This window comes from Rhodococcus globerulus NBRC 14531, from assembly GCF_001894805.1.
Classification (GTDB): Bacteria; Actinomycetota; Actinomycetes; order Mycobacteriales; family Mycobacteriaceae; genus Rhodococcus_F; species Rhodococcus_F globerula.
Genome location: NZ_BCWX01000001.1, coordinates 1,485,666 through 1,509,850 on the forward strand (window position 1 = coordinate 1,485,666; position 24,185 = coordinate 1,509,850).

28 protein-coding genes are annotated in these 24,185 nt (G+C 62.7%); 17 read left to right on the plus strand and 11 right to left on the minus strand.

Annotated features, from left to right (window positions below; all coding sequences use genetic code 11):
* Positions 1-129 precede the first annotated feature (129 nt).
* Genes RG2_RS06640 through RG2_RS06670 form a run of 7 tightly spaced genes read left to right on the plus strand, consistent with a single transcriptional unit; the run spans position 130 to position 7,906 of the window.
* On the plus strand, positions 130-960 hold the full coding sequence (locus tag RG2_RS06640) for a GNAT family N-acetyltransferase (protein ID WP_033231078.1): 831 nt from the start codon (positions 130-132) through the stop codon (positions 958-960).
* Complete coding sequence (locus RG2_RS06645; protein ID WP_051730202.1) at positions 957-1,814, plus strand: lysophospholipid acyltransferase family protein; 858 nt, start codon at positions 957-959, stop codon at positions 1,812-1,814. Before RG2_RS06640 ends, RG2_RS06645 begins: the two co-directional genes overlap by 4 nt.
* Positions 1,815-1,858: 44 nt before the next feature.
* Entirely contained in the window at positions 1,859-3,088 is a 1,230-nt protein-coding gene (locus RG2_RS06650; RefSeq protein WP_033231476.1) for a cysteine desulfurase family protein, read from the plus strand.
* Positions 3,088-4,200, plus strand: coding sequence for a tRNA 2-thiouridine(34) synthase MnmA (mnmA, locus tag RG2_RS06655; protein WP_033231077.1), 1,113 nt, complete (start codon positions 3,088-3,090; stop codon positions 4,198-4,200). The genes RG2_RS06650 and mnmA overlap by 1 nt, the downstream gene beginning before the upstream one ends.
* Positions 4,197-5,219: a uroporphyrinogen decarboxylase/cobalamine-independent methonine synthase family protein gene (locus RG2_RS06660; protein ID WP_033231076.1), complete on the plus strand. Its 1,023-nt coding sequence runs from the start codon at positions 4,197-4,199 to the stop codon at positions 5,217-5,219. The genes mnmA and RG2_RS06660 overlap by 4 nt, the downstream gene beginning before the upstream one ends.
* A gap of 45 nt (positions 5,220-5,264) precedes the next feature.
* Positions 5,265-7,364: an NAD-dependent DNA ligase LigA gene (ligA, locus tag RG2_RS06665; protein WP_033231075.1), complete on the plus strand. Its 2,100-nt coding sequence runs from the start codon at positions 5,265-5,267 to the stop codon at positions 7,362-7,364.
* A 53-nt stretch (positions 7,365-7,417) separates the two neighbouring features.
* A complete protein-coding gene (locus RG2_RS06670) occupies positions 7,418-7,906 on the plus strand; it encodes a GNAT family N-acetyltransferase (RefSeq protein WP_033231074.1) in 489 nt (162 codons plus the stop codon).
* Between the two features lie 55 nt (positions 7,907-7,961).
* Here RG2_RS06670 and RG2_RS06675 read toward each other — a convergent pair whose 3' ends face one another.
* Complete coding sequence (locus RG2_RS06675) at positions 7,962-8,612, minus strand: ACT domain-containing protein (RefSeq protein WP_033231073.1); 651 nt, start codon at positions 8,610-8,612, stop codon at positions 7,962-7,964.
* Between the two features lie 254 nt (positions 8,613-8,866).
* Here RG2_RS06675 and gatC point away from each other — a divergent pair, with 254 nt between their 5' ends.
* The 4 genes from gatC to RG2_RS06695 all read left to right on the plus strand — a co-directional run bounded on the left by gatC (position 8,867) and on the right by RG2_RS06695 (position 12,570).
* Positions 8,867-9,166, plus strand: coding sequence for an Asp-tRNA(Asn)/Glu-tRNA(Gln) amidotransferase subunit GatC (gene gatC / locus RG2_RS06680; RefSeq protein ID WP_033231072.1), 300 nt, complete (start codon positions 8,867-8,869; stop codon positions 9,164-9,166).
* Positions 9,163-10,644 (plus strand): Asp-tRNA(Asn)/Glu-tRNA(Gln) amidotransferase subunit GatA, encoded by a 1,482-nt coding sequence (gatA, locus tag RG2_RS06685; RefSeq protein ID WP_033231071.1) that lies wholly within the window; start codon positions 9,163-9,165, stop codon positions 10,642-10,644. Before gatC ends, gatA begins: the two co-directional genes overlap by 4 nt.
* Before the next feature lie 195 nt (positions 10,645-10,839).
* On the plus strand, positions 10,840-11,967 hold the full coding sequence (locus RG2_RS06690; protein ID WP_033231475.1) for an NDMA-dependent alcohol dehydrogenase: 1,128 nt from the start codon (positions 10,840-10,842) through the stop codon (positions 11,965-11,967).
* Positions 11,968-12,039: 72 nt separating this feature from the next.
* Positions 12,040-12,570, plus strand: coding sequence for a hypothetical protein (locus RG2_RS06695; RefSeq protein WP_033231070.1), 531 nt, complete (start codon positions 12,040-12,042; stop codon positions 12,568-12,570).
* Here RG2_RS06695 and RG2_RS06700 read toward each other — a convergent pair.
* From RG2_RS06700 to RG2_RS06725, 6 genes are all read right to left on the minus strand, one after another.
* Entirely contained in the window at positions 12,544-13,233 is a 690-nt protein-coding gene (locus tag RG2_RS06700) for a hypothetical protein (RefSeq protein ID WP_033231069.1), read from the minus strand. The two genes, RG2_RS06695 and RG2_RS06700, sit on opposite strands and share 27 nt — an antisense overlap.
* The gene (locus tag RG2_RS06705) at positions 13,230-13,862 is read right to left on the minus strand and encodes a hypothetical protein (RefSeq protein WP_033231068.1); all 633 of its coding nucleotides are present in this window, start codon (positions 13,860-13,862) and stop codon (positions 13,230-13,232) included. Before RG2_RS06705 ends, RG2_RS06700 begins: the two co-directional genes overlap by 4 nt.
* The gene (locus RG2_RS06710) at positions 13,859-14,650 is read right to left on the minus strand and encodes an ABC transporter ATP-binding protein (protein ID WP_033231067.1); all 792 of its coding nucleotides are present in this window, start codon (positions 14,648-14,650) and stop codon (positions 13,859-13,861) included. Before RG2_RS06710 ends, RG2_RS06705 begins: the two co-directional genes overlap by 4 nt.
* Complete coding sequence (locus RG2_RS06715) at positions 14,643-15,728, minus strand: FecCD family ABC transporter permease (protein ID WP_033231066.1); 1,086 nt, start codon at positions 15,726-15,728, stop codon at positions 14,643-14,645. The genes RG2_RS06710 and RG2_RS06715 overlap by 8 nt, the downstream gene beginning before the upstream one ends.
* On the minus strand, positions 15,709-16,872 hold the full coding sequence (locus tag RG2_RS06720) for an ABC transporter substrate-binding protein (RefSeq protein WP_051730201.1): 1,164 nt from the start codon (positions 16,870-16,872) through the stop codon (positions 15,709-15,711). Before RG2_RS06720 ends, RG2_RS06715 begins: the two co-directional genes overlap by 20 nt.
* A 188-nt stretch (positions 16,873-17,060) precedes the next feature.
* Positions 17,061-17,747: a GntR family transcriptional regulator gene (locus RG2_RS06725; RefSeq protein WP_033231065.1), complete on the minus strand. Its 687-nt coding sequence runs from the start codon at positions 17,745-17,747 to the stop codon at positions 17,061-17,063.
* A 157-nt stretch (positions 17,748-17,904) separates the two neighbouring features.
* Here RG2_RS06725 and RG2_RS06730 point away from each other — a divergent pair, with 157 nt between their 5' ends.
* From RG2_RS06730 to RG2_RS06740, 3 genes are read left to right on the plus strand one after another with little or no spacing between them, the layout of a single operon-like run.
* The gene (locus RG2_RS06730; RefSeq protein ID WP_033231064.1) at positions 17,905-18,813 is read left to right on the plus strand and encodes a sulfurtransferase; all 909 of its coding nucleotides are present in this window, start codon (positions 17,905-17,907) and stop codon (positions 18,811-18,813) included.
* Positions 18,814-18,855: 42 nt separating this feature from the next.
* Positions 18,856-19,698 carry a hydroxyethylthiazole kinase gene (gene thiM / locus RG2_RS06735; RefSeq protein WP_033231063.1) on the plus strand — a complete coding sequence of 281 codons (843 nt, stop codon included), beginning with the start codon at positions 18,856-18,858 and terminating at the stop codon, positions 19,696-19,698.
* On the plus strand, positions 19,698-20,807 hold the full coding sequence (locus RG2_RS06740) for an LLM class flavin-dependent oxidoreductase (protein ID WP_033231062.1): 1,110 nt from the start codon (positions 19,698-19,700) through the stop codon (positions 20,805-20,807). Before thiM ends, RG2_RS06740 begins: the two co-directional genes overlap by 1 nt.
* A 17-nt stretch (positions 20,808-20,824) precedes the next feature.
* Here RG2_RS06740 and RG2_RS06745 read toward each other — a convergent pair whose 3' ends face one another.
* Complete coding sequence (locus RG2_RS06745; RefSeq protein ID WP_230589961.1) at positions 20,825-21,646, minus strand: helix-turn-helix transcriptional regulator; 822 nt, start codon at positions 21,644-21,646, stop codon at positions 20,825-20,827.
* A 56-nt stretch (positions 21,647-21,702) separates the two neighbouring features.
* Here RG2_RS06745 and RG2_RS06750 point away from each other — a divergent pair, with 56 nt between their 5' ends.
* The gene (locus RG2_RS06750) at positions 21,703-22,095 is read left to right on the plus strand and encodes a VOC family protein (RefSeq protein ID WP_033231060.1); all 393 of its coding nucleotides are present in this window, start codon (positions 21,703-21,705) and stop codon (positions 22,093-22,095) included.
* On the opposite strand, the gene RG2_RS31450 is transcribed toward RG2_RS06750, so the two are convergent.
* The 3 genes from RG2_RS31450 to RG2_RS06760 form a co-directional block, all read right to left on the minus strand.
* Complete coding sequence (locus RG2_RS31450; RefSeq protein ID WP_033231059.1) at positions 22,048-22,335, minus strand: hypothetical protein; 288 nt, start codon at positions 22,333-22,335, stop codon at positions 22,048-22,050. The two genes, RG2_RS06750 and RG2_RS31450, sit on opposite strands and share 48 nt — an antisense overlap.
* A 78-nt stretch (positions 22,336-22,413) precedes the next feature.
* Positions 22,414-22,860 carry a hypothetical protein gene (locus RG2_RS06755; RefSeq protein WP_033231473.1) on the minus strand — a complete coding sequence of 149 codons (447 nt, stop codon included), beginning with the start codon at positions 22,858-22,860 and terminating at the stop codon, positions 22,414-22,416.
* A 32-nt stretch (positions 22,861-22,892) separates the two neighbouring features.
* On the minus strand, positions 22,893-23,123 hold the full coding sequence (locus tag RG2_RS06760; protein WP_033231472.1) for a hypothetical protein: 231 nt from the start codon (positions 23,121-23,123) through the stop codon (positions 22,893-22,895).
* A gap of 155 nt (positions 23,124-23,278) precedes the next feature.
* Here RG2_RS06760 and RG2_RS06765 point away from each other — a divergent pair, with 155 nt between their 5' ends.
* A complete protein-coding gene (locus RG2_RS06765; protein ID WP_230589960.1) occupies positions 23,279-23,536 on the plus strand; it encodes a hypothetical protein in 258 nt (85 codons plus the stop codon).
* Positions 23,537-23,707: 171 nt separating this feature from the next.
* Positions 23,708-24,166 carry a DUF5994 family protein gene (locus tag RG2_RS06770; protein WP_033231058.1) on the plus strand — a complete coding sequence of 153 codons (459 nt, stop codon included), beginning with the start codon at positions 23,708-23,710 and terminating at the stop codon, positions 24,164-24,166.
* Positions 24,167-24,185 lie beyond the last annotated feature (19 nt).

Sequence of the window (24,185 nt, forward strand, 5' to 3'; positions counted from 1 at the left end):
CCACCTGCTGTGCGCCCTTATCAACCCCCAGCGGTTGACAAGGGCGCACAGTGCTTTATTCACCCGGCCTGCATCGGCGCGTCACTTTGCTGATGCCGCGCCGTCGCGTCCGGTCGATAAACCTGGCGCATGACAATTACGTCAGTCCTTCGCCCCGCGAGTGACAATCTCGGCCGTGAGGTCGCCGCGCCGAGATATTCCCTGATCGTCTCCTCCGACCGTGAACATCGAGTGGCCGCGCAGCTCCTTCGATACCGGGTATTCGTCTCCGAGCCCGGATTCTCGATTCCCGCTTCACCTTTCGAGCTCGACGCAGATGCGTTCGACGATTTCTGTGACCACATCCTGGTCTACGACGATCTCACCGGCGATTACGTCGGGTGCTACCGCATGCTCACCCCGGATGCCGCGGCCAGAGCAGGTGGGTATTACACCGCAACGGAATTCGATATCTCGGCTATCGATCCGGCGGCGCGCCGAGTGGTCGAGATGGGCCGCGCATGTGTCGATCCGGCGCATCGCAACGGATCGGTACTCGGACTCATGTGGTCCGGGATTCTGCAGTACCTCGAACTGACCGGCCACGAATGGGTGATGGGGTGCGTCTCCGTTCCGATCACCCCGCACCCCGGTGCCGTCCCCGGCGCGGATGTGCGCGGCGTCCGCGATTTTGTGTTGAACAAGCACGCCAGTCCGTTGGAGAGGCGGGCCGTTCCCCGAAATCCTGTCGTTCTCGGCGGCCGCACACTGGATCAGATCGCACCACCCGCACGCGTGACCATGCCACCGCTGCTGCGCGGATATCTGCGCATGGGCGCAGTGATCTGCGGTGAACCCGCCTACGATCCCGCGTTCGGCGTCGCGGATTTTGTTGCGCTGCAAGGTCTGCACTCGGCGAACAAGAGGTACCTCGATCGGCTTCGATCGGCGGCGTCTACCCAGCAAGGGCTCGCGGGATGACCCCGTACTGGGTGCCGTCGAGCCCCTGCGGCGACGGGTGTCTGCCGTCCGATCCGGCACGTGTGTCGAATGTCACGGTAGGGATTCGAGCGGTGATGGTCGGCTGCGCGTTGCTGACTGCGCCGATCCTGTCAGCGGGCTGGTTGCTGCCGCGAACCTGGCGGGCCCATCTGCAGCGTGCGTACTCACGCCTGCTGCTCCGCTGCCTCGGCATGAAACTGAGCGTCGACGATCAGCGATTGGGCAGGCCTGAACCGGACGGGGTAATGGTGGTCGCCGGCCATGTGTCCTGGACGGACGTACTGGTTGCGAGTGCTGTTGCGCCCGCGAACTTCGTCGCCCGGGCGGATCTGCTCGAGTGGGCGGTCCTTGGATCGCTGGCACGTCGGATGCGAGTTGTGCCGATCGATCGCGCTCGGCTGCGTGAGCTGCCCGAAGTCGTCGCAGTTGTGCGTGAGCGCCTGGAACGAGGCGTGCGCATCATGGTCTTTCCGGAGGGAACGACCTGGTGCGGGCGGGCGTACGGCGGATTCCGCCCGGCGATGTTCCAGGCCGCGGTCGATTCGCAGTGCCCGGTCCAGCCCATGGCGATCCGGTACGCCAACGCCGACGGCTCCCTGTGCACTGGCCCGTGTTTTGTCGGCAGCGAGACGATCGGGCAATCCATCGGGCGAATCCTGCGTCAGAAAAGTGTGGAGGTCGAGGTCCGATTGGCGCCGCTCGAAGAGGCAGGGGAGTGCCGGCGCGAGCTTGCGGAGCGGTGTGAGCGGGCAGTACGCGGCACAACTGCTCTGGTGCCCGATCTGGAGATGCGGATCACCGCCGCGCCGGAGGATGTTCGCTTAGCCGGGTAAGCGGCGCGAAGCGAGCCGCCGTGCTGGGCTATCCTGGTCAGGCCATGACTCTGCCTGCACACCGTGTTGACACCGCATTTCCGGTGTACCTCGATCATGCCGCCACCACACCGATGACGGCAGCTGCTATCGAGGCGATGACCGATATCTTCACAACCGTGGGCAATGCGTCCTCGCTGCACGGCTCCGGCCGTGCTGCGCGCCGCCGTGTCGAGGAATCGCGCGAGTCGATCGCGGCCTGCCTGGGCGCTCGGCCGTCGGAGGTCATCTTCACGTCCGGCGGTACCGAGAGTGACAACCTCGCAGTGAAGGGAATCTTCTGGGCCCGCCGCGACGCCGACCCGAGGCGCAACCGAATCCTGGCGAGCTCGGTAGAGCACCACGCGGTTCTCGACACCGTGGAGTGGCTCGAAAAGCACGAGGGTGCCAAGGTCACCTGGTTGCCGGTGGACGCCAACGGAGTAGTCGACCCGCAGACCCTGCGAGACGAGTTGTCGGTGCACGCCGACGAGGTTGCACTCGTCACGATCATGTGGGCGAACAACGAGGTCGGCACCGTCATGCCGATTCTCGAATTGGCCGAGATATCAGCGGAATTCGAAATCCCGATGCACAGTGACGCAGTCCAGGCCGTTGCCCAGTTGCCAGTCGATTTTGCCGCGAGCAAGCTCTCTGCGCTGAGTATCGCGGCACACAAGTTCGGCGGCCCGCACGGCGTCGGCGCACTGCTGCTGGGACGTCAGGTTCCGTGTGTGCCGCTCCTGCACGGCGGCGGACACGAGCGTGATCTTCGTTCGGGAACCCCGGATACCGCGGGCGTGGTGGGCATGGCCGCGGCGCTGCGCGAGAACACCGCGCACATCGATTCCAGTGCACGGGAATTGGCGGAACTACGCGATCGTTTGATCGAGGGTGTTTTCCGGATTCTTCCCGAATCGGTACTCAACGGCCCGACCGGTTCGGACCGTCTGCCCGGCAACGCGCACTTCACTTTTCCCGGCTGTGAAGGGGACTCGTTGCTGATGCTCCTCGACGCTGCGGGTATCGAATGCTCCACCGGTTCGGCCTGCACCGCAGGTGTTGCCCGGGCCAGCCACGTGCTGATCGCGATGGGCGTAGAACCGTCGACCGCGCGGGGCTCCTTGAGATTTTCACTCGGACATACGTCGAGTGTCACCGATGTGGATGCGCTCATCGCAGCGCTGCCACAAGTAGTAGAGCGCGCTCGGGCCGCCGGTCTTGCCGGTGCCGGTTCGCGTGGAGGGGATCGCTGATGCGAGTACTCGCAGCCATGAGCGGAGGCGTCGACTCCGCCGTTGCCGCCGCCCGCGCAGTTGCCGCCGGCCATGACGTCGTGGGAGTTCATCTGGCGTTGTCGACGGCACCTGGCGCTTTGCGCACGGGTTCGCGTGGATGCTGTTCCAAGGAAGACGCGGGCGATGCCAGGCGCGCCGCCGACGTTCTGGGAATCCCCTTCTACGTCTGGGACTTTGCGGATCGCTTCAAAGAAGACGTGATCGACGATTTTGTGGCGTCGTACGCCGCGGGTGAGACGCCTAACCCGTGCCTGCGCTGCAACGAGAAGATCAAGTTCACCGCTCTCGCGGATCGCGCGGTTGCGCTCGGATTCGACGCCGTTGCCACGGGCCATTACGCCCGCCTCGAAGACGGCGTTCTGCGCCGCGCAGTCGACTCCGACAAGGATCAGTCGTACGTCCTGGGAGTTCTGACAGCAGCGCAGCTTTCGCGCGCGATGTTCCCGATCGGCGACACACCGAAGGAGCAGATCCGCGAAGAGGCCGCCGAGCGCGGACTTGCCGTCGCGAACAAGCCGGACAGCCACGACATCTGCTTCATCCCGACCGGCGACACCCGAGCATTCCTCGGCGCCCGGATCGGTGTTCGCCCGGGAAGCGTCGTCGACGCCGATTCGGGTGAGGTCCTGGCAGCACACGACGGCGTGCACGGCTTCACGATCGGTCAGCGTAAGGGACTGGGCGTCGAAGGTCCGGCGGTGGACGGACGCCCGCGGTACGTGACGTCGATCGAACCCGAAACCGGCACTGTCCGAGTCGGTTCGGCCAAGAATCTCGATGTGTGGGCCATCACGGCGCAGCGTGCGATCTGGACGTCCGGTCAGGCCCCCGAAGGCCCGGTCGAGTGCATGGTGCAGGTTCGGGCTCACGGCGGACTGGCGCAGGCAGTGGCAGAGGCAGTCGACGACGGCACTTCAGGCGGCGGCATCACGATTTCCTTGCGGGAACCGCTGACGGGTGTCGCGAAGGGGCAGGCAGTGGTTTTGTACCGTCCCGACAGTGAACTGGGCGATCAGGTACTCGGCAGCGGCACTATCGCCGGAACCGAATCCGAGCCGAACACACTGTGACACAGCAGGTTTCCATCGGTGGCCTGGTCACCGGAATCGGATCCTGGCCGGGCACGGATGCCCGGGAAAGTGCCGCCACCATCCTCGGTGAGCTCGGTGGGTTTCCGCACCTGGTGGAACTACCGGCACGCGGTCTCGGCGCAGACACAGTGGGCCGAACCGGTGCCGTCCTCGTCGACATCAACCTCGACGCGTCGACGCGCTCGTACCGGGTTGTGCCCCGGCGCGGCAACATCGCCAAGCGCGCCGAGGATTTCCTGAACCAGGATCTCGACGCTCTCGAGGAAGCCTGGGAAGCAGCGCGGCTGGTCGGCGGAGATCACGTGATCAAGCTGCAGGCTGCCGGCCCGCTGACACTCGGCGCCGAGATCGAGGTCGCAAACGGTTCACGTGTGCTCGTGGATCGCGGAGCACTGCGTGACATTGCCGAATCGTTGGGCGAGGGGTTGGCCCGCCACGCCGCCGAGGTGACCCGCCGCACGGGTGCCCGCGTGATCGTTCAGCTCGACGAACCGCAGATGACTGCTGTGCTCGCCGGGTCTTTGCCCGGACGCACGAGAATGGAAAGTGTTCCGGCGCTCCCAGAACCGGAAGCCCTGGCGATTCTGGACTCGGCCATCGAGGGCTGCGGATTGCCGACCATCGTGCACAGTTGCAGCGCGGACCTCCCGTGGGATCTGCTGCGACGCAGCAAGGCGAGTGCCGTGAGCTTCGACCTGTCCCTGATTTCCTCGCGCGACTTGGACGGCATCGGCCAGTTGTTCGATGCCGGCAAGCAGCTGGCGTTGGGTCTGGTTCCCTCCACGGCGCCCGAGAAGCCGCTGACGTGGAAAGAATGCGCAATGCCTGCCGTGACGCTGATCGACCGTCTCGGGTTCTCACGGGAGCTGCTGCAGACTCAGGTGGCGGTGACCCCGCGATGCGGTCTGGCCGGCGCCGGCCTCGACTACGCCCGCACGGCGCTGAAGGTGTGCACCGACGTCAGCAAGGCCTTGGTGGACGATCCGTCGGCGTTCTGACTCGCGGTGCTTTTCTGTCGGTGAGAGCCGATATTCTCTTGTCTTGTGAGTGAAACCACCGAGGGAACCGTGCAGCCTGCGCCCAACGAGGCGCGTGAGCAGTGGATGGAGCTGGCTGAGGAGGTCCGTCAGCATCAGTTCCGCTACTACGTTCGTGATGCACCGACCATCTCGGACGGCGCATTCGACACACTGCTCGGTCAGCTCAATGCCCTCGAAGAGCAGTATCCGGACTTGCGGACTCCTGACTCACCGACTCAGTTGGTGGGCGGCGGGTTCGCAACGGATTTCACCTCGGTCGATCACCTCGAGCGCATGCTCAGCCTCGACAACGTTTTCGACGAGTCCGAACTGCGCGGCTGGATTGCCAAGGTAGAGCAGGAAACCGGGCCGGATCTGCACTACCTCTGTGAAGTCAAGATCGACGGCGTTGCGCTCAACCTCGTCTATGAGAACGGCAAGCTCGTGCGGGCTGCCACCCGTGGAGACGGCCGCACGGGCGAATTGGTCACGCTCAACGCGCTCACCATCAACGACATCCCGGAATACCTCACCGCGACGGACGAGTACCCGATCCCCAGCGTGCTCGAAGTGCGTGGTGAGGTGTTCTTCCGCCTCGAGGACTTTGCCGCACTCAACGCGTCGTTGGTCGCAGAAGGCAAGGCGCCCTTCGCAAACCCGCGAAACTCTGCCGCCGGATCGTTGCGCCAGAAGAATCCCGCGGTGACGGCGCGTCGACGCCTCGGCATGATCTGTCACGGTTTCGGCCGCATGGAGGGCTTCGAGCCCGCGTCGCAGTACGACGCCTATGTCGCGCTCGCCGCGTGGGGTCTGCCGGTGTCGACGCACACGTCACGCGTTGTCGGGGCGGACGCCGTGGTGGACAAGATGAAGTACTGGGGCGAACATCGCCACGACGTCGAGCACGAGATCGACGGCCTGGTGGTCAAGGTCGACGAAATGTCGTTGCATCGCCGTCTCGGCACCACGTCACGAGCGCCGCGTTGGGCGATTGCGTACAAGTACCCGCCCGAGGAGGTCACGACCAAGCTTCTCGACATTCGCGTCAGCGTCGGACGAACCGGACGTGTGACGCCGTTTGCGTACATGGAACCGGTAACGGTAGCCGGTTCGACTGTGTCGTTGGCCACGCTGCACAACGGCAGTGAGGTCAAGCGCAAGGGTGTGTTGATCGGTGACACCGTGGTGCTGCGTAAGGCGGGCGACGTCATCCCCGAGGTTCTCGGACCGGTGGCCGACGTCCGCGACGGCACCGAGCGCGAGTTTGTCATGCCGACGCATTGTCCCGAGTGCGACACTTTGCTGGCGCCCGCAAAAGAGGGCGACGTCGACGTGCGCTGCCCCAATCAGCAGCACTGCCCGGCGCAGCTGCGTGAGCGGGTGTTCCATGTTGCCGGCCGCGGGGCCTTCGACATCGAGGTGCTCGGATACGAGGCTGCGACCGGTCTTCTCGAAGCGAAGGCCATCGACGACGAAGGTGATCTCTTCTCACTCGACGCCGACACTCTGATCGGTGTGCCGATCTTCCGGACCAACGCCGGAGCGCTCTCGGCAAACGGAAAACGCTTGCTGGCCAACCTGGATTCGGCCAAGGACAAGCCGTTGTGGAGAGTGCTTGTGGCACTGTCCATTCGGCATGTCGGTCCAACGGCGGCGCGAGCGTTGGCGGGGGAATTCGGTTCGCTGCAACGCATTCGGGAAGCGTCGATGGAGCAGTTGGCAGCTGTAGACGGCGTCGGTTCCACGATTGCCGCCGCAGTGGTCGAGTGGTTCACGGTGGACTGGCATCAGCAGATCGTGGACAAGTGGGCGGCCGCTGGAGTGCGAATGGAGGACGAGCGAGACGATTCCATTCCGCGCAACCTCGAGGGCCTCTCGATCGTGGTCACCGGTTCACTCGAGACGTTCTCCCGCGATCAGGCGAAGGAAGCGATCCTCGTGCGCGGCGGTAAGGCAGCCGGTTCCGTTTCGAAGAAAACGGCGTTTGTGGTTGTCGGTGAAGCACCGGGTTCCAAGCACGACAAGGCGGTCGAATTGGGCGTGCCCGTGCTCGACGAGGACGGCTTCCGTCGGTTGCTCGAAGGTGGCCCGGACGCGGTAGCACCCACCGAATTGGACGAATAACTACTTCGCTTTGCGATTTCCGAGTTCGGTACGCAGGGTGCAATAGTGACGCCATGATCGAGATTCGCGAAATCCTCCCCAACGAGTTCGACACCGTAGGGGAGCTGACTGTGCAGGCTTACGTGGGTGGCGGATTTGTTGCCGAAGGAACCCCGTACGCGGAGCGTCTGCGCGACACGGCAACTCGGGCGCAGGACGGCCGAGTGCTGGTCGCGGTTCTCGCTGACCGCGTTGTGGGATCGCTCACCGTGGCAGAACCGGGAACGCCGTTCGCGGACGTAGCGCAGGCCGGCGAACTCGAATTCCGCATGCTCGCAGTCTCACCCGATGCTCGCGGATCGGGAGCGGGTACGGCTTTGGTACGCGCCGTGATTGCCGAGGCGTACGACCGTGGCGATCACTCGGTGGTCATGTCGACTCAACCGGAGATGGTCGATGCGCGTCGTATCTACGATCGCAACGGATTTGTCCCTGACCCGGACCGGGCGTGGGAACCGATCCGGGGCATGGAGCTGACCGTCTTGGTGCGCGACCTGGCCTGAGTAGTAACCCAGAGCTGTAGTAACCCAGAACTGCAATAACCCGGAACTGTCGTTGTCAGCTCAGAACTGTCGCGATGATCCCGGCGAGATAACCCAGCCGGGCAATCTCCGACGGCCGGAATTCCGGCCCGCCGGGGCGTCCGAGCATCAGGACTCGACCGCCCGAACCCAATGGTGCGGCGGCGAGGCTGGTGTCCATGTCGCGCCACACCTCGGGAACCCAGTCGGCTTCACCGTCGAGGACTGCCGGCTTCTCGAGGGGCATCCACGGGACCTCGGTGGCGTGAGTTTCGGGTGCGCCCGAGCTGCCGACCACCCGATATGCCCCTTGCGGGCCGATGTCGACGATGACGGACCAACCCACTCGCAGCACTCGCGGGGCGCCGTCAACGAGTACCTGGAGGCGATCGTCCTTTGCGGTGGCGACTGAGTCGATGAGTTCGAGCTCACGGTGGGTGTCGAGGATTCCCGCGTACGGACGGATGGAATCCACCGATACGCCGGGGAGATGCTCGGCTGCCGTGATGAGTGTGTCCGGTAGCGCTCCCGGTTCGACGTCGACAACAAGATCGTCGATGGCAAAACCGTCGCCTCGCTCTACGACGTCGAGGGAGAGAATGTCGGCTCCGACGGAACCCAGTGCGACGGCGAGTGCGCCGAGGCTACCGGGACGGTCGGGCAGACTGACGCGGAGCAGGTATGACACGTTCGTCCTTTCGCTTTCGGTTGTCGCCCGGGTCGTGGTGACTCGCGCTGTACGTCATCTTTGCACTTGTCGCAGTGTCGATGTTCGGCGCCGCGGCCCCGTCACGCCCGCTGTACGAGGTTGTGACATGACCGAAACACTTCGGTCGAACCGGACGTGGCGGTGGACACGCGAGGCGCGACTACAAGTGTGCTGAGCCGAGCAACTAGGCTGGACCGGCAATGAATACGTCCTCTTCCGAAAGGGGCCCCGCGGTGCCTGCCATCTCCCGTGACGAGGTCGCGCACCTCGCGCGGCTGTCCAGACTCGCACTGTCCGACGCAGAACTCGACGAGTTCGCCGGTCAGTTGGATTCGATTCTCAACCACGTCAAGGTGGTCACCGAGGTTGCGGCCGACGACGTTCCGCCCATGGCGAACCCCAATGCCGTCACCAACGTCACCCGACCGGACGTCATCGTGCCGGGGTTGACCCCGGATCAGGCGTTGTCCGGTGCACCCGCAGTCGAACAGGATCGCTTTGCCGTTCCGCAGATCCTTGGAGAGGGCGAATGACCGCCGACCTGACAACGCTGGACGCCTCGGTTCTGGCAGACAAGATCCATTCGCGTGAGGTGTCCTCGGTAGAGGTCACCCAGGCGCACCTCGATCGCATCGCTGCAGTCGACTCCGAGTACCACGCCTTCCTGCACGTCGCCGGCGATCAGGCGCTCGAAGCCGCCGCCGCCGTCGACAGCTCCCTGGCAGCCGGAAACGAGCCCGTATCGCCGCTCGCCGGTGTGCCGATTGCGCTCAAGGACATCTTCACCACCACGGACATGCCGACGACGTGCGCGTCGAAGATGCTCGAAGGATGGGTGGCGCCATACGACGCGACCCTGACGAGCAAGCTTCGCGCCGCAGGCATTCCGATCCTCGGCAAGACCAACCTCGACGAATTCGCGATGGGTTCCTCCACCGAGAACTCGGCGTACGGCCCGACACGTAACCCGTGGGATACCACGCGTATCCCCGGCGGCTCGGGCGGCGGTAGTGCAGCTGCGCTGGCGTCCCGTCAGGCACCGTTGGCCATCGGCACCGACACCGGTGGATCCATTCGCCAGCCGGCCGCAGTCACGGCAACCGTCGGCACCAAGCCCACGTACGGAACCGTCTCGCGTTTCGGTCTTGTCGCGTGTGCGTCGTCGCTCGATCAGGGTGGCCCGTGCGGTCGCACCGTGCTCGACACCGCGCTGCTGCACGAGGTCATCGCCGGACACGATCCGCGCGACTCCACGTCCATCGATGCTCCCGTGCGTCCGGTGGTTGCCGCAGCTCGCGAAGGTGCCAGCGGAGACCTGCGCGGCGTCAAGGTCGGCGTCGTCAAGGAGCTGCACTCCGACAGCTACCAGCCCGGCGTCATCGCGTCCTTCGACGCAGCAGTCGAGCAGCTGAAGGCTCTCGGCGCCGAGGTTGTCGAGGTGTCGTGCCCGAGCTTCGAGTATGCGCTCGCGTCGTACTACCTGGTGCTGCCCAGTGAGGTCTCGTCCAACCTGGCGCGCTTCGACGCGATGCGTTACGGCATGCGCGTCGACGACGGCAACATGAGCGCCGATCAGGTCATGGCAGCCACTCGCGCTGCCGGCTTCGGTCCGGAGGTCAAGCGCCGCATCATGATCGGCACGTACGCACTGTCCTCGGGCTACTACGACGCCTACTACGGCTCAGCCCTGAAGGTTCGCACTCTGATCGCTCGCGATTTCGACAAGGCGTACGAGCAGGTCGATGTTCTGGTCTCGCCGACCAGTCCGTTCACGCCGTGGAAGTTGGGGGAGAAGGTGGGCGATCCGCTCGCGATGTACCTCTCCGACCTCTGCACCCTGCCTACCAACCTGGCCGGCCATTGCGCCATGTCGGTGCCGTCGGGTCTCTCGGCGGACGACAATCTGCCTGTCGGTCTGCAGATCATGGCTCCGGCCATGGCGGACGAGCGTCTGTACCGCGTCGGTGCGGCGTACGAAGCAGCGCGTGGCCCGATCGGTACCGCTGTCTGAGCGAAGATCTCGTGCTTTCGACAATGCCGTCACTGGTTTTTCGGTGGCGGCATTGTCGCGTCTGAAGGTGATCGTCTGAGCGCCGATATTTTCGGCCCCCATCGGGCACACTCGTAGGTGGAGTGTGATCGGGAACACAAGTCCCGATTCGGTCCGTCGTCGTCCGTGCATCACGAATAATTTCGAGGAGTGCTGGTGAAGGTCAAGGCAGCAGTAGTCAAGGCGCCAGGTCAGCCGTGGGAAATCGAAGAGGTCGATCTGGGTGATCCGATTTCCGGAGAAGTGCAGATTCGGCTTGCCGCATCGGGGCTGTGCCATTCGGACGAGCACTTGCGGACGGGTGCAAGCCCGCTTCCCTTCTATCCTGCCGTGGGCGGGCACGAAGGTGCCGGAGTGGTGACCAAGGTGGGACCGGGCGTTACGAGCGTCGTCGAAGGTGATCACGTTGTACTGGCGTTCATTCCGGCGTGTGGACGCTGTCCGTCATGCGCAAAGGGATTGCAGAATATCTGCGACCAAGGTGCGGGTCTGCTTACCGGACAATCGATCTCGGATAATTCGTATCGAGTCACCCTCGATGGTGAGCCCGTCATTCAGATGTGCCTGCTCGGCACGTTCTCTCCGTACGTGACGGTCAACGAGTCCTCGGTGATCAAGATCGAGAAGGACATCCCACTCGACAAGGCAGCGCTGCTCGGCTGTGGCGTCGCGACCGGTTGGGGATCGGCGACGGCTATCGGCGGCGCAAAGGTCGGTGACACGGTCGTGGTTATCGGAGTCGGCGGTGTCGGCATCAACTCGGTGCAGGGTGCCGCGTCTGCGGGCGCGCGCTTTGTTGTTGCGATCGACCCGGTTGAATTCAAGCGGCAGAAGGCCAAGGAATTCGGCGCAACTCATACCTTCGCTTCGCTCGAGGAAGCTATCCCCGCGATCGGTGAACTCACGTGGGGCAAGATGGCCGACGTCACCGTGATCACTGTCGGAGAGATCCACGGCGACATCATTCAACCTGCCCTCAGCGCCACGGGTAAGGGCGGTCAGGTTGTTGTGGTCGGCATGGGCCACTACGCCGATTCGCAGGTGACGCTCAGCCTGTTCGAGCTGACACTGCTGCAGAAGCGCTTGCAGGGAGCCATCTTCGGCGGTGTCGGCCCGCGTTCCCAGATTCCGAAGCTGCTCGATCACTACCGCAGCGGCGCACTCAAACTCGACGAGTTGGTGACCAACACCTACAAGCTCGAGGAGATCAACGAGGGCTACGCCGACATGCTCGCGGGAAAGAACTTGCGCGGCATGATCATTTACACCGAGGACGATTACTGATCTTTCACTGTCCTTGACTCGGGCTCTCCGGCAGTGGTGCCGGAGAGCCCGATTTTCTGCAAGGATTCTGTCATGACCAACAGCCTCACGGTGATCGATCAGGGAACGACCTTGGACTTCACCTTCGCCGACGCCCTGCGCTACCACGGACCTTTGGCGCCCGGCGGTGTTGCCCACGCCTACAAAGTGCTCGAACGTGCACTCGGAGTCCTGGGTCAGGATGAGCCCGTCGAGCGGCGCGAGCTTGTTGTCACAACATCGCACGGTGGCCCTGGAGTGCGGGACACGGTCGAACTGGTCACTCGCGCAGTCACCGAAGGTCGATACACCGTCGACGGCTCCCTTGCTCGCCCCGAGCGGGGAATTACGCTGGAACTGTACGTATTCCAGATCGACTACCGCGATGAGAGTGTCACGCTGATCCTGCGTGAGGGCTTCGTCGTGGACGAATTCATCGAGCTGTCACGCACTCCCAACCGAAGCGCCGAAGCAGAGGCCCGGTTGGTGGTGCTCAAGCAGGAGATGACTGATCGAGTTATGGCGCAACCGGCCGACGAGGTCTACGACGTAGTGCCGTCAGGTGTGATCGACCCACCGCAGTAGCGCGTAGAGGAATCGCGTCGAACCCGGCATGAAGTTGTTGCCGTGGTGGTACGTCGGGTCCAGCGTCGTGGCGATGATGCGGCCGGGAGTCGAGGTGGTGTCCTCGAACAACATCATACCGGCGTCACAGGGGTTGCCCTCCGCGTCGGGTTCTTCCGAGATCAGCAGTGGCACAACGTCCGCGTCGGTGTGAAGCAGGCCGTGGTGGTGCCAGATCACAGACTTCATGGTGAGATATTTCCACGATTCGTGATCGTGGCTGCGTGTGCGGATCAACGGGTCCTCGCCGGTTCGCCACCACCAGAAGTTGGTGGGACGCGGGCTCCAGGTCACACCGGGAAGCCATGTGTGCGCGGCATTCTCACCGAGGACGACGAGGGTGCCACCGCGTTCGGCGACAGCGAGGAACTCGGCGGCGTGCTTGCGGAGAAGCTCCGGATGCAAACGATCGGCCAGGATCAGCGTCGTGACGTCGTCGAGATCGCCGGGCTGAAGATCAGCGAGGTAATGGAAATCCGGCTGGTGCGCGACAACGGCCGGATCCGCGAGGGTCTGCAGATGAAAATGCGAGCCGCCGTGCACCAGAGCGAGATTGCGCGTGGACAAGGGAGCGCGGTCGGTGCGGTTGAACGCTTCGAGGGCGGTTTCATTGAGAATTGTCATCGGTTTTCCGTTCGGTCGAGCTGGGCAAGCCAGGACAGCAACTGGGGGTAGACGCGTGCCGACGTATTCGGATCGGACTGGAACACAGCCAGATCGATTCCTCCGTGCACCAGCACCTCGCCCTTGCCCAGTGGGTAGACGTAGTCGACCGGCAGTCCGTGGCGGCCGATGTAATTGGTGACGATGGCGTTGTCCGGAAGTTTCTGGCTGTAGCCGCGCCCGTAGAAACCGGAGACTTCCTTGCGGAAACTGAGATCGGCCGGGTCGACACCTGCCCACACGGGGTGCGGGCTTCCGGCGGAGATTGCCAGATCTTTGGGGCCGGAGTACTGCAATTTGCGCCACTGTCCCAGGCCGGGAAGGAAATCCGTCAGGGGATGCCCCATGATCGCGATCCGGCCGCCGGCGTTGACGAAGTCCGTGAGGACGTCCTTGCGTCGTTCCAGGTAGATCTGATCGCAGTTGCCGTTGACGATGAGTCCGGAAACAGAGGTCAGGTCCAGAGCGTCGAGTTCGTAGAGGTCTACGTTGCGGACGACATCCGTGTCCGACGTGCCGCCGGCCATGCCGGCGTTGGACCCCATCACGAAGTGCAGAACCGGAGTTGTTGCGTGTAGCGCGGCGGTCATGTGAGTGAGCTTTCTGTGAGGCGAAGGTCGTTTCCGGCCGCCGCAAAATTGTCGTAGCGGGTGTAGACCACGGTGCGCGGATTCCCGCGGTCGTGGACCGTGTCGGTGGCGACATCGATGCCGTAGAGCCGAGAGAGGGTCTCACCGGTAACGAGGGTCGCCACCGGACCGACAACGATCTCTTCGGGACTGAACATCACCACGGCGTCGCCGCCCAGATGAAGTGGGTGATCGGGATGGTGGGTGGTCAGTAGGATGCCCATGCCTTCTGACGCGAGTTCGCGCAGAAGTTGCAGGACGTGCGCTTGGTTTCGCAGGTCGAGCGCCGAGACGGGTTCGTCCAGGATCATGAAGGTGCAGTCGGTGTTGAGTGCGCGCGCGATCAGGACCAGTTGCCGTTGTCCGCCGGACAGTTCGGTGAAGTTCGATGTCGCGAGGTGATCGATGCCGACTCGCTCGAGTACCGTACGGGTCTGGGCCACATCGGCTTTGCTGGGAACCCCGAAGGTCGACACCTTTTTCGCTCGGCCCATCAGCACCATGTCGAAGACCGAGTACGCAAAACTCGACGAGGTAGCTTGCGGAACGTAGCCGATGTTCGAATCGCGGACAACGCGGCCTTCCTGAGCGGTATTCAGCCCGGCAATGCAGCGGAGCAAGGTGGTCTTGCCCTTGCCGTTCGGGCCAAGGATCGAGGTGATCGAGCCCGACGCGATGGTGAGATTCGTGTGGCGAAAAACCCAGTCCCGTCCCGAGTACCGAAACCCGAGGTCGATGAGCTCAAGCATCGATGAAGGCCCTTCTGCTCGAATTGCGAAGGAGAACAACAAAGACCGGTGCACCGATGATTGCCGTCAGGATTCCCAGTGGAATCTCGCCCGGACTGATGGTGCGCGAGAGTGTGTCGATGACGGTCAGGTAGGAGGCGCCGAGAACAAACGTCGTCGGCATCGAGACCCGGTGATCCGGGCCGACCCACAGCCTGGCCAGATGCGGTACAACCAAGCCGACCCAGCCGATCACACCGGACACCGCAACTGCGCCGGCTGTCATGAATGCCACCATGACCAGCAGCAGCATGCGCAGGCGGTGCGGTTTCACGCCGAGTGACGCGGCATCGTCGTCGCCGAGCGAAAGGATGTTCACCCGCCAGCGCAACCCGAGAACGACCGCGCTGCCGAGAAGGATGGGAACAGCGGCGATTGCCACCTTGCCCATGTCTGCGGTGGCCAGGGAACCCATGAGCCAGAACACGATTGACGGCAGCGTGCTGTACGGATCGGCGAGGTACGTGATCAACGAGACAAGCGCCGAGAAGAACGCACTGGTCACCACGCCACCGAGCACGATCATGAGAATCGAACTGCCGGAACGGGTCTTTCCGATCGCCATCACCATGATCAGGGCGGCGATACCGAAAATGAATGCACCGCCGACCAAGAGAGCTGAACCGAGACCGAGCATCAGGACAAGGACTCCGCCGAAGGATGCGCCGGACGAGACGCCAAGGACCTGAGGGCTCACCAAGGGGTTGCGGAATACGGCCTGCAGTGCGGAACCGCCCAGTGCAAGACCGCCACCGACAAGCATTCCGAGCAGAAGTCGCGGGAATCGTACGCCGAGAACAACCTGCGACTCGACATCGGTCCACGTCTGCTCGAGCGGGATGACCCGATCGATGAGGATGCGGGCGACCTCGTTGACGGGGATTGTGTAGCGGCCGATGGCCAGAGCTGCCAGACCGATAGCGAGGATGCCGAACGTCAGGATCAGCGGAACGGTGAAAGCCCGGTACAGGGAGGGCCTTCCGGCAGTTTTCTCGCTACCGGAACGTGCCGCGTCCGACTCAAGCGCGGAACGAGTCATATCCGGCGCTCACCTGGTTGGACTCGAGGTGCAGGATGCGATCGATCTCGGCGTCGGAAACGTCGTAGGCGTACAACGAGGTGTACGTCTGACGAATACGATTACGCAGATCGAGATCGAGTTTCGCTTCGGGATAGAAGATTTCAGCGACCCAGAGCCACATCAAGTTCGACTCGTTGCACGGCGGGTCCCACGAGAATCCGCCGATGGGCGCCTTGTAGACGCGCTTGTTCTTCACGGCGCTCAGGGATGCCCAGTTGGGGTCGTCGTAGATATCCTGCGGGATTGCTGCGTCGAAGTTTCCGAGAACCAGGACCTCGGGATCCCACGTGAGGATTTGTTCCTTGGTGACGGCGACGCTGGTTCCCTTTCCGGCGCCCCGGGCAACATTCTTGCCACCGGCGAGGGTGATCCAGAAGTCCATGTACGTGTTGTCGGCCGAGACCTTGGTTTCAGGGGTGCTGTAGAAGTACATCGCTCGCGGCGCCGTGGCGGTGTTTGCAGCGGCAATGGATTCGACGGTCTTGCGGTCGGTTGCCATGCGCGCGAGGATTTCCTGCGCTTCGGCTTTCTTGTCGAGGAGGTCTCCGAAGATGTTGATCCAGGCTTCGAGGTCTTCCTGCGTTCCGTACTTTAGGAGGATGACTTTGAGACCCGCGTTGCGCAGCGGCGCCACGATGTCGTCGCCCTTGTCGCCCCACTGGATCACGACATCCGGGTTGAGTGAGAGGATCTGCTCGACGTTCGGAACGAAGTCGGGTCCGGAAACAACTGGGGTATTGAGGAATTCGGGGAACATCACCCCGAGCATGCCGTTCTTGGCCAGCGAGATCGCACTCGAGTTGACGCCGACATTGCGCGAGATCGACTGATCGGAGCCGGCAATCATCGACGGAACCGGAATGATCGCGGACGCGATGCGGCCGACCGGGGTGTCGAAGGTGATCGTGTTCTGGTACTGATCCACGACGGTGAACGGACCGCTTGTGGCGCCGGTCGACGCCGTCTCGGATACCGGTGCCCGAGAGGAGCAGGCGGTAATACCAAATGCGCCGAGTGCTGCCGCTGCGACGCCCATCGAGCGGATGAGTTGGCGCCGCGTCAGGGCACCGGCAAGAGGGGAGGGGGTGTGCTTCGGGGGCATGGTTTCTCCGAAAAGACTTGGCGTGGTGATGGTTATCGAAAACTGAAACAATTTCTAACGGGAATTAAGCTAGCATATCCTTACTAAGGGTTGACTTGCCTAATTATGTGGCGCGATAGACATGGCAAAGACCGCCCGGTCCGTCCGATGGACGGACCGGGCGGTCGTGGTGTCGGTAGTTTCTCCGGTCAGCGACCTGCAAACATCTTGATGCGCTGCTCGCGACTACGTTCGAGGTGAGCCCGCATATGTTCACGGGCGGACTTCTCGTCGCGACCTCGTATTGCCGTCAGGATGTCTTGGTGCTCGGAATTCAGTAGATCGGGTTCACCGTAGTTGGAGGGCGGTCCGCTGTCGTAGATCCGCAGTTGGGTGGTCAACCTGATCAGGAGTGACGTGATCGTCGCATTGTGTGCGGACTGCCAGAGTGCTTCATGGAACTTGAAATTGCCGGCCCGAATCGCTGCGCCGTCAGTGGCTGTGCAGCACTGGTCATGAAGACCTTCGAGGCGCGCAAGGTCCAACTCGGTGTGTCGCAACGCAGCTGCCCCGGCCGCCTCGGACTCCAAAGCCACTCGCGCAGCATAGATTTCGATGACGTCTTCGGGTGTTCCGGATCGCACCCGGAAGCCGCGGGCGGCGCGCTCGAGAAGTCCGTCGTGCGCAAGCCAATTGAGGGCTTCCCGGATAGGTGTGCGCGAGGCACCGTAGGTTTCGCACAATTGCGTTTCGTGAAGCGGGGCGCCCTGGGCAAACTTTCCGTCGAGGATGTCGGCCCGCAACCGAAGGTACTGGCGGGAAGTCTGGTCGGAACGTCCCAGTGCCGCCTCGGGCACCAGTAATTCTGCGCTGGTCGTGGTTTCCTCGACGCCCATGTTTCCCCGTTCCTTCTCCGTGAGTGAAGCGCGTTTGATTATGCCACCGACAACGCATGAGTACTTGCGTATACGCTAGTACTCACTTAGGTTCGTGGGCGTTGGTTTCAGCACGCTTGGTTCAACTTGCTTGGTTCAACTACGGAGAGGTGCTTCGGTGACACAGACATCGGTCACGCCGTTGATCGGCAGTGAGGCGCTTGCGCAGCTGCTGACTGGCAGCGACGTCGTAGTTCTCGACGTCACGGTGCATTTCCCGCCTGCACGATTCGACGGTGATTACCGCCCCGAATCGGGCTACGCAGGCTGGGTCGACGCGCATATTCCCGGATCTTGCCACGTAGATCTCATGACAACGTTCTCCGACCGCGATGCGTCATTGCACTTCACGAAGCCCACGGCCGAGCAATTGTCCCTCGACCTGGCCGCTGCCGGGATCGGTGTGGGCTCGACAATCGTCCTGTACGACCAAGGCTCGATGACCTGGGCCTCGCGGCTGTGGTGGGTGCTGCGTAATGCGGGAATCGACGCGCGGGTTCTCGACGGCGGATTGGCGGCCTGGACGTGGCACGGGTTTCCCGTCGAATCAGGGGATGAAGGAGCACCTGCACACTCTGTTGCGCCGTGGGGCGTTGTCGATCTGGACCTGTGGGCGGATCGAGACGATGTCGCCGCGGTCTCTGCAGGCACCTCGTCGGGCACCCTTGTTTGTGCGTTGTCACCTGAGCAATTTGCCGGAACCGAGAAAACGAGATACTCGCGTCGTGGGCACATCCCGGGAAGCCGGAATCTGTCGGCCAAAAGCCTGCTGGACGACAACGGATTGATGCTCCCTGCCACGGATGTCTCCGTCCGTGCGCGGGAACTGTCGGCGAGCGCCGCACCGATCATCATCTATTGCGGCGGAGGCGTTTCCGCGTGTCTGAGCGCGCTCGGACTGGTGATCAGCGGATACGACGCCATCAAGGTGTACGACGGTTCTCTCGAAGAATGGACCGCCGACCCCACTTTGCCGATGGTCACGGGAATCGAGCCCGCCGAAGGCGATCGATGTCGCGAGTCCTGATCGCCCGGCCCGTACCGACCTCACATTCTCGAAGGAAAATCCATGTCTGACGTCTCTGCTGACACCGTTGCCTCGGCGCTCGAAGCGCTTCGCGCGCAGGTGCCGCTCGTTCAATCACTGACCAATATCGTCTCTGCCAACTTCCTGACCAACGTTCTCTTGGCGGCAGGCGCGAGCAATGCGCATATCGACAATGTCCACGAGGCGGCCGGATTTGCGGCGATCGCCGGGGGAGTTCTGGTCAATCTCGGAACTCCGGATGACGCGACCGCAGCGGCTTTCCGAGTTGCAGCCGAAGCAGCGCAGAGCGCAGGCACACCGTGGGTTCTCGACCCGGTCGGTGTCGGCGGATTGCCCTGGCGCAGTGAGATTGCCGTGGACCTTCTTCAGTTCCATCCGACCGCAATCCGCGGAAACGCGTCGGAGATCATCGCGCTCGCCGGTCTCGGCGGCGATACCCGCGGCGTCGACAGTGCATCCGATTCGATCGATGCTGTTCCGGCGGCGCTTGCACTGCTGAAGTACACGGACGCGGTATCTGCCTCGGGCCCAGTTGATTACGTCGTCGGACGTGATCGTGACGGCGTCGTGGTCGGCGTCAAGATTTCGGGCGGCAGCGCACTACTTCCCCGTGTCACCAGCACCGGATGCTCCCTGGGTGGCCTTGTTGCTGCGTATCTTGCTGTGGCACAGACGCCGCTGGAAGGACTTGTTGCAGCCCACACCCACGTTGCGGTTGCGTCCGAGATCGCCGAGGCGAACTCCACCGGCCCCGGATCGTTTGCGGTTGCCTATCTGGACGCGCTCTATGCCGTCGATGCCGACACCGTTCGGGCGCGGGCCCGCGTCGAATCCTTCGAACTGCCGGCTGGAGTGCAGAACTGATGAGCGTCAAGACTTTCTGGTATCTCACCCAGGCCGACGGCGACTACCCGTGGAGCCCCGGTGGGTTATACCCGGTGGACGGCGCGCGCCAGATCGAACTTGCGAAGACGATCGACGACGGCGGATTCGAAGGTGCACTGGTAGCGACCTGGCCGAACGATCCGTTCATTTCCGCGACGTGGGCCGCAGCCCACACCAGTCGCATGAAGTTCCTGGTCGCGATTTACGCGAACATGACGCCGGCACGATTGCTGGCCGAAAAGGCGCTGACCTTCGACGCTTTCAGTGGTGGCAGGTTGATGATCAACTCGGTCAACGGCCGCGAGAACATCCTGACCAAGTACGACATGAACGTCGACCACGATCAGCGGTACGAACTGGGCGAGCAGTACTGGGCTGATTTCCGACGCATCTACGCCGAGGGCACCGCGTCGAACTTCCCCAACACGCCGTTGCGGATCGACGCGCCGGTGGGACACCAGGTTCCGCTGTGGGGAACCGGGGATTCGCCTGCAGGCCTGGCAAATTCAGGCAAGGTGCTCGACACGTACCTGGCGATGCTCCGTGAAACGTCCTTCATCGAGGAGAAGTTCTCGGCTGCAAGGGATGCGGCAACTGCCGCTGGACGCGAATTCACAGACTTCGGTGCTTTGACCGGCGTGATCGTCAGGCCTACGAAAGGCGAAGCCCTCGAACGATTCCGGTCGCTGTTCGAGAAGACAGGCATCGAGCAGATTGCAGATGTTCTCGACAACGCGGTGCGTCGACGCACACACGGCGCGCAGGATCTCAAGACCTTCACCGCCCGCGACTCGCAGCGCCAAGGGTGGGTCGATGCAATAGCGGCGGGTCGGCTCCCCGAACCTGAAGACTTGTATGTCGGTGACGGGCTTTATGCCGGCATCACCGCGTGGTCGCCGCTCGATATCTTCGGAACCGGTTCGTCGGCGGTCTACTACGTCGGCGACCCCGATTCGATCACCGATTCGGTGCGTACCCTTCGGCAGCGCACCGGGCTGACCGCCCTCATTCTCGCCGGGTGGCCACTCATCGAAGAAGCAAAATGGGTGTCGGAGTATCTGATTCCGCGGTTCGACGAACTGGACTGATCTGTGCGGCACTCGCGTTAGCGGCGGTGCTCGCGCAGTAGCTGGGTCGGAGTGACGCCGGTCAGTGCCTGAACATCTCGAGACAGATGGGCCTGATCGGCGTATCCGGCGTGCACCGCAAGGTTTGCCAGTGATGTGTGCGCGGATGTGTTCGTGCCATGGGCCAGCGTCAGCACGTTCTGCATACGTTGGACTCGCTGGATCGTCTTCGGAGAGAGCCCAGTCGACGCAGCGATTGTGCGGCGGAAATGTCTCTCGGAAACCCCGAGATCCGATGCCACTTCGCGGACCCGTATTTCGGGCGACGCGGTCAACGCTGCGTAGCCGATCTGGGCGATATCATCAGGACAGATACTCGGCCAGAGGTTTTCGAGGAGTGTTGCGTCGACGCGTGTGCTTCGCAGCGCGTCGGCCAGTATCCGGGCCTGGCGTGACGAGAGAACGTCGCCGAAATCGATTTTGGTGTCCTGCACAATCTCGGCGTCGGTTCCGAGTATCGAACGTAGCGCCGGGGGATTGATACGAACTCCCCACCGGGTCACTCCAGGTGCCGTCGTGACGAGATCTGCGACGGTTGCCGGGCCGACCAGCCAGGCTTTGCCGGTGCTGTCGACGATGAAGTCTGCGCAGAGATCCGGAATGATCCGGTGCGTTGCGACGGGTTCCTCGGATGCCGTGGTCGTCGGCGTCGATTCGGCTGCAGATGATGTGCTTGTCCACAGGCAACTGAAGAGGTCCGTGCCCGTGATGCGTTGTTCGGTGTATGTGTGGCCGTTTTGTTCAAGACCGGACTCTGCACTGCGACTACCGTGTGTGGTGCGAGTGTCCGTGGCAGTCATCTCTTGATCGTCACACACTCGTCGACTACTTTTCGAACCGAAAACAGGAGAACACAGTGTCGGTTTCACCCCGTCTCGACCTCGTCGGAATTGTCACTACCGATCTCGATCGTTCCCTGGCGTTCTACCGCAGTCTGGGCCTCGACATCCCCGAAACGCCGTCCGATGCCCCACACGTCGAGTTCACCTTCGGCAACGGGTTGCGACTGGCGTGGGATGCAGAGTCGACGATCAAGAGTTTCGACCCTGAATATGCGACGGTCGCGGGCCGACACCCCGTGGCTCTGGCTTTCGATTTCGGGACCCCCGCGGCCGTCGACGAAGCGTACAAGCGGATCACTACAGACTTTCCCGGGCACAAGGAACCCTTTGACGCCGTGTGGGGGCAGCGCTATGCGGTGCTACTCGATCCGGACGGAAACACCGTCGATCTGTTTGCCGCGCTCTGACCCAATCATTTTGCGGGCGGCGACGAGTGCCGGCAGCACAAGTGTAATTACGACGGCGGTCACGAATATGACGATCCCGGATTGAAAAGGCAGCGCTTGCCAGAGCGCTCCAGCAGCGATCAGGCCTAGCGGCAGGCCGATGACGATCTGAGCCACGGATCCCATGAGGCGTTGGCGTCGATCATGTTTGGGTATGTCAGTTGCCATTGCTCCGTCGACCGCTTCCAGTAGGTGTCGCATGCTGCGACTATCGGAACAGTATGTGGCAGCGCCTGGCATGCTCCTGTCGCGACCCGGACGACGGATGCCGTTGGGACGTTAAGGCGCTGCAGGACATACGAATTGACGAGACGCATTCCAGAACGGGAAGAGGTCGGTCGTGCTGGCATCGGGGTTCTCCACCCGAGCCAGGTCGTTGAAATCGAGGACGGTTCGGCCTGTGGTGTTGCTGACGCCACATGCCTGCAGGCTCAGCTTCGCGGCGGGGACAAATCCGATACTGCGGGCGTAGGGTCCGAGCAGTCCGGAGTTCACGAAGCTATCGATCGCCTCGCCCCACCGGTTGTACTCGGTTTGCAGGTCGAAGCTGCACGTCGCGCCGAACAACTCGGTGCACGTCGTCGGTTGCCCGTCGATAATGGCTGACGTATCGGCGAGTGGGCGCGAAGTGTCGCCATGTGGCGATCTCTGGGTAACGAGATAAACCCCCACGGCCACGACACACACAACCACGACGCTCGTCAGTATTGCCGGCAGTGCCTTCATGATCACGTCCGTCGGCGGTCGCGTTCGCGGGCCTACGTCGACCTGTCCGACCACGCAGCGGCAATCTCCGGGTGAGCGCTCATGATCTCGTCGATGTGCTTGGCGTCAGCTGTGTCAACCTCCGCCCGATGCCGTTGTGCTGTGACGAGTAGCCCGTCGGGATGGCCAGGGGGACCTTGCGCAGGCGCTGGTGCATCCGCTTCCAAGTCTCTGATCAACTCGTCCAAACGTGTCGCGAGGAATAACTGCTTTTCCGTGCTCATAGCCGTCACGTCCATTCGTCTTCGCGCTGTACTCGATCGCTGTGCCCGGTCACCGGCGTTGCGAAACCGGAATTCTCGGCTCTGATTTCGAGTCACTGTCAGTGGGTACCTACTGGATGCCCAGGTGTGGTGTTGTCGACGCGAAAGAGATGCGCATGAACGATCTGACCGTGACTGTCGAACACCTGCGAGCTCTTCTCCGGAGCAACCCGCACGCGGAACTGGTGGCCGTCGACGGCGGTATCGCAGTCTACGAACCGCACGAGGAAGGATTCCAATCCGACGGAATCTCAATCGTGACGCGCGAGCAACTCAGCGAGCGATTGCCGTCCGGCGGAAAATCGCCGGTCGAAGGTGAATTGACATTGGCTGCCGCGTCATTGAGTCAGATGATCGCCGAATTGGGCGGCTGACCACCGCTCCGGGTTCGCGGTGGATCTCGAGGGCTCCCGGACGTTGAGCTGGATCGCCATCGCGGCAGGAGATTTCGGACAGCCCGGGCGGCGTACTCTGGATGACATGGGTCTCATGATCCGGCGTATGCCTGACGGTCCCATGAACGTTTTATCTAAGGGGCGTCCGTCATGGCGCACACAAACACCATCGACTTCGGGATGGAAACGCAACCGCGACACCCCGGTCAACCATTTCCTTCGCCTACCCGAACACCACGGTTCCTACTGCGGGGTCAGGGCGCGGTGAAGTCGCATGTCGACGGTGCTTGGTTCCCATGGACCACCAACGTCACAGCGGAGCTACACGATCTGATATCAGCACTCTCGTTGCGTCTAGGGCCGATTACCCGGGTTGCGTTCGACTGGAACACGGTGAGCACTGCGCAGCGTCGTATCGACGAGGTCGACGGCCTCGAAGTTCGAGGTCCGTATCCAGGTCAACCCGTAGATTTGATGTATCTCGACGACATTTACGGTCGGCAACTTGTGTTGATGATGATTCCGCCATACGTCGATCCGGATCGGGCGTACGACATCATGCGCCGTCTGGTGGACCCTACGTGTGGAGACACCTATCGAGTGCCGTGAGTCGGGGTCTGTGTCACAG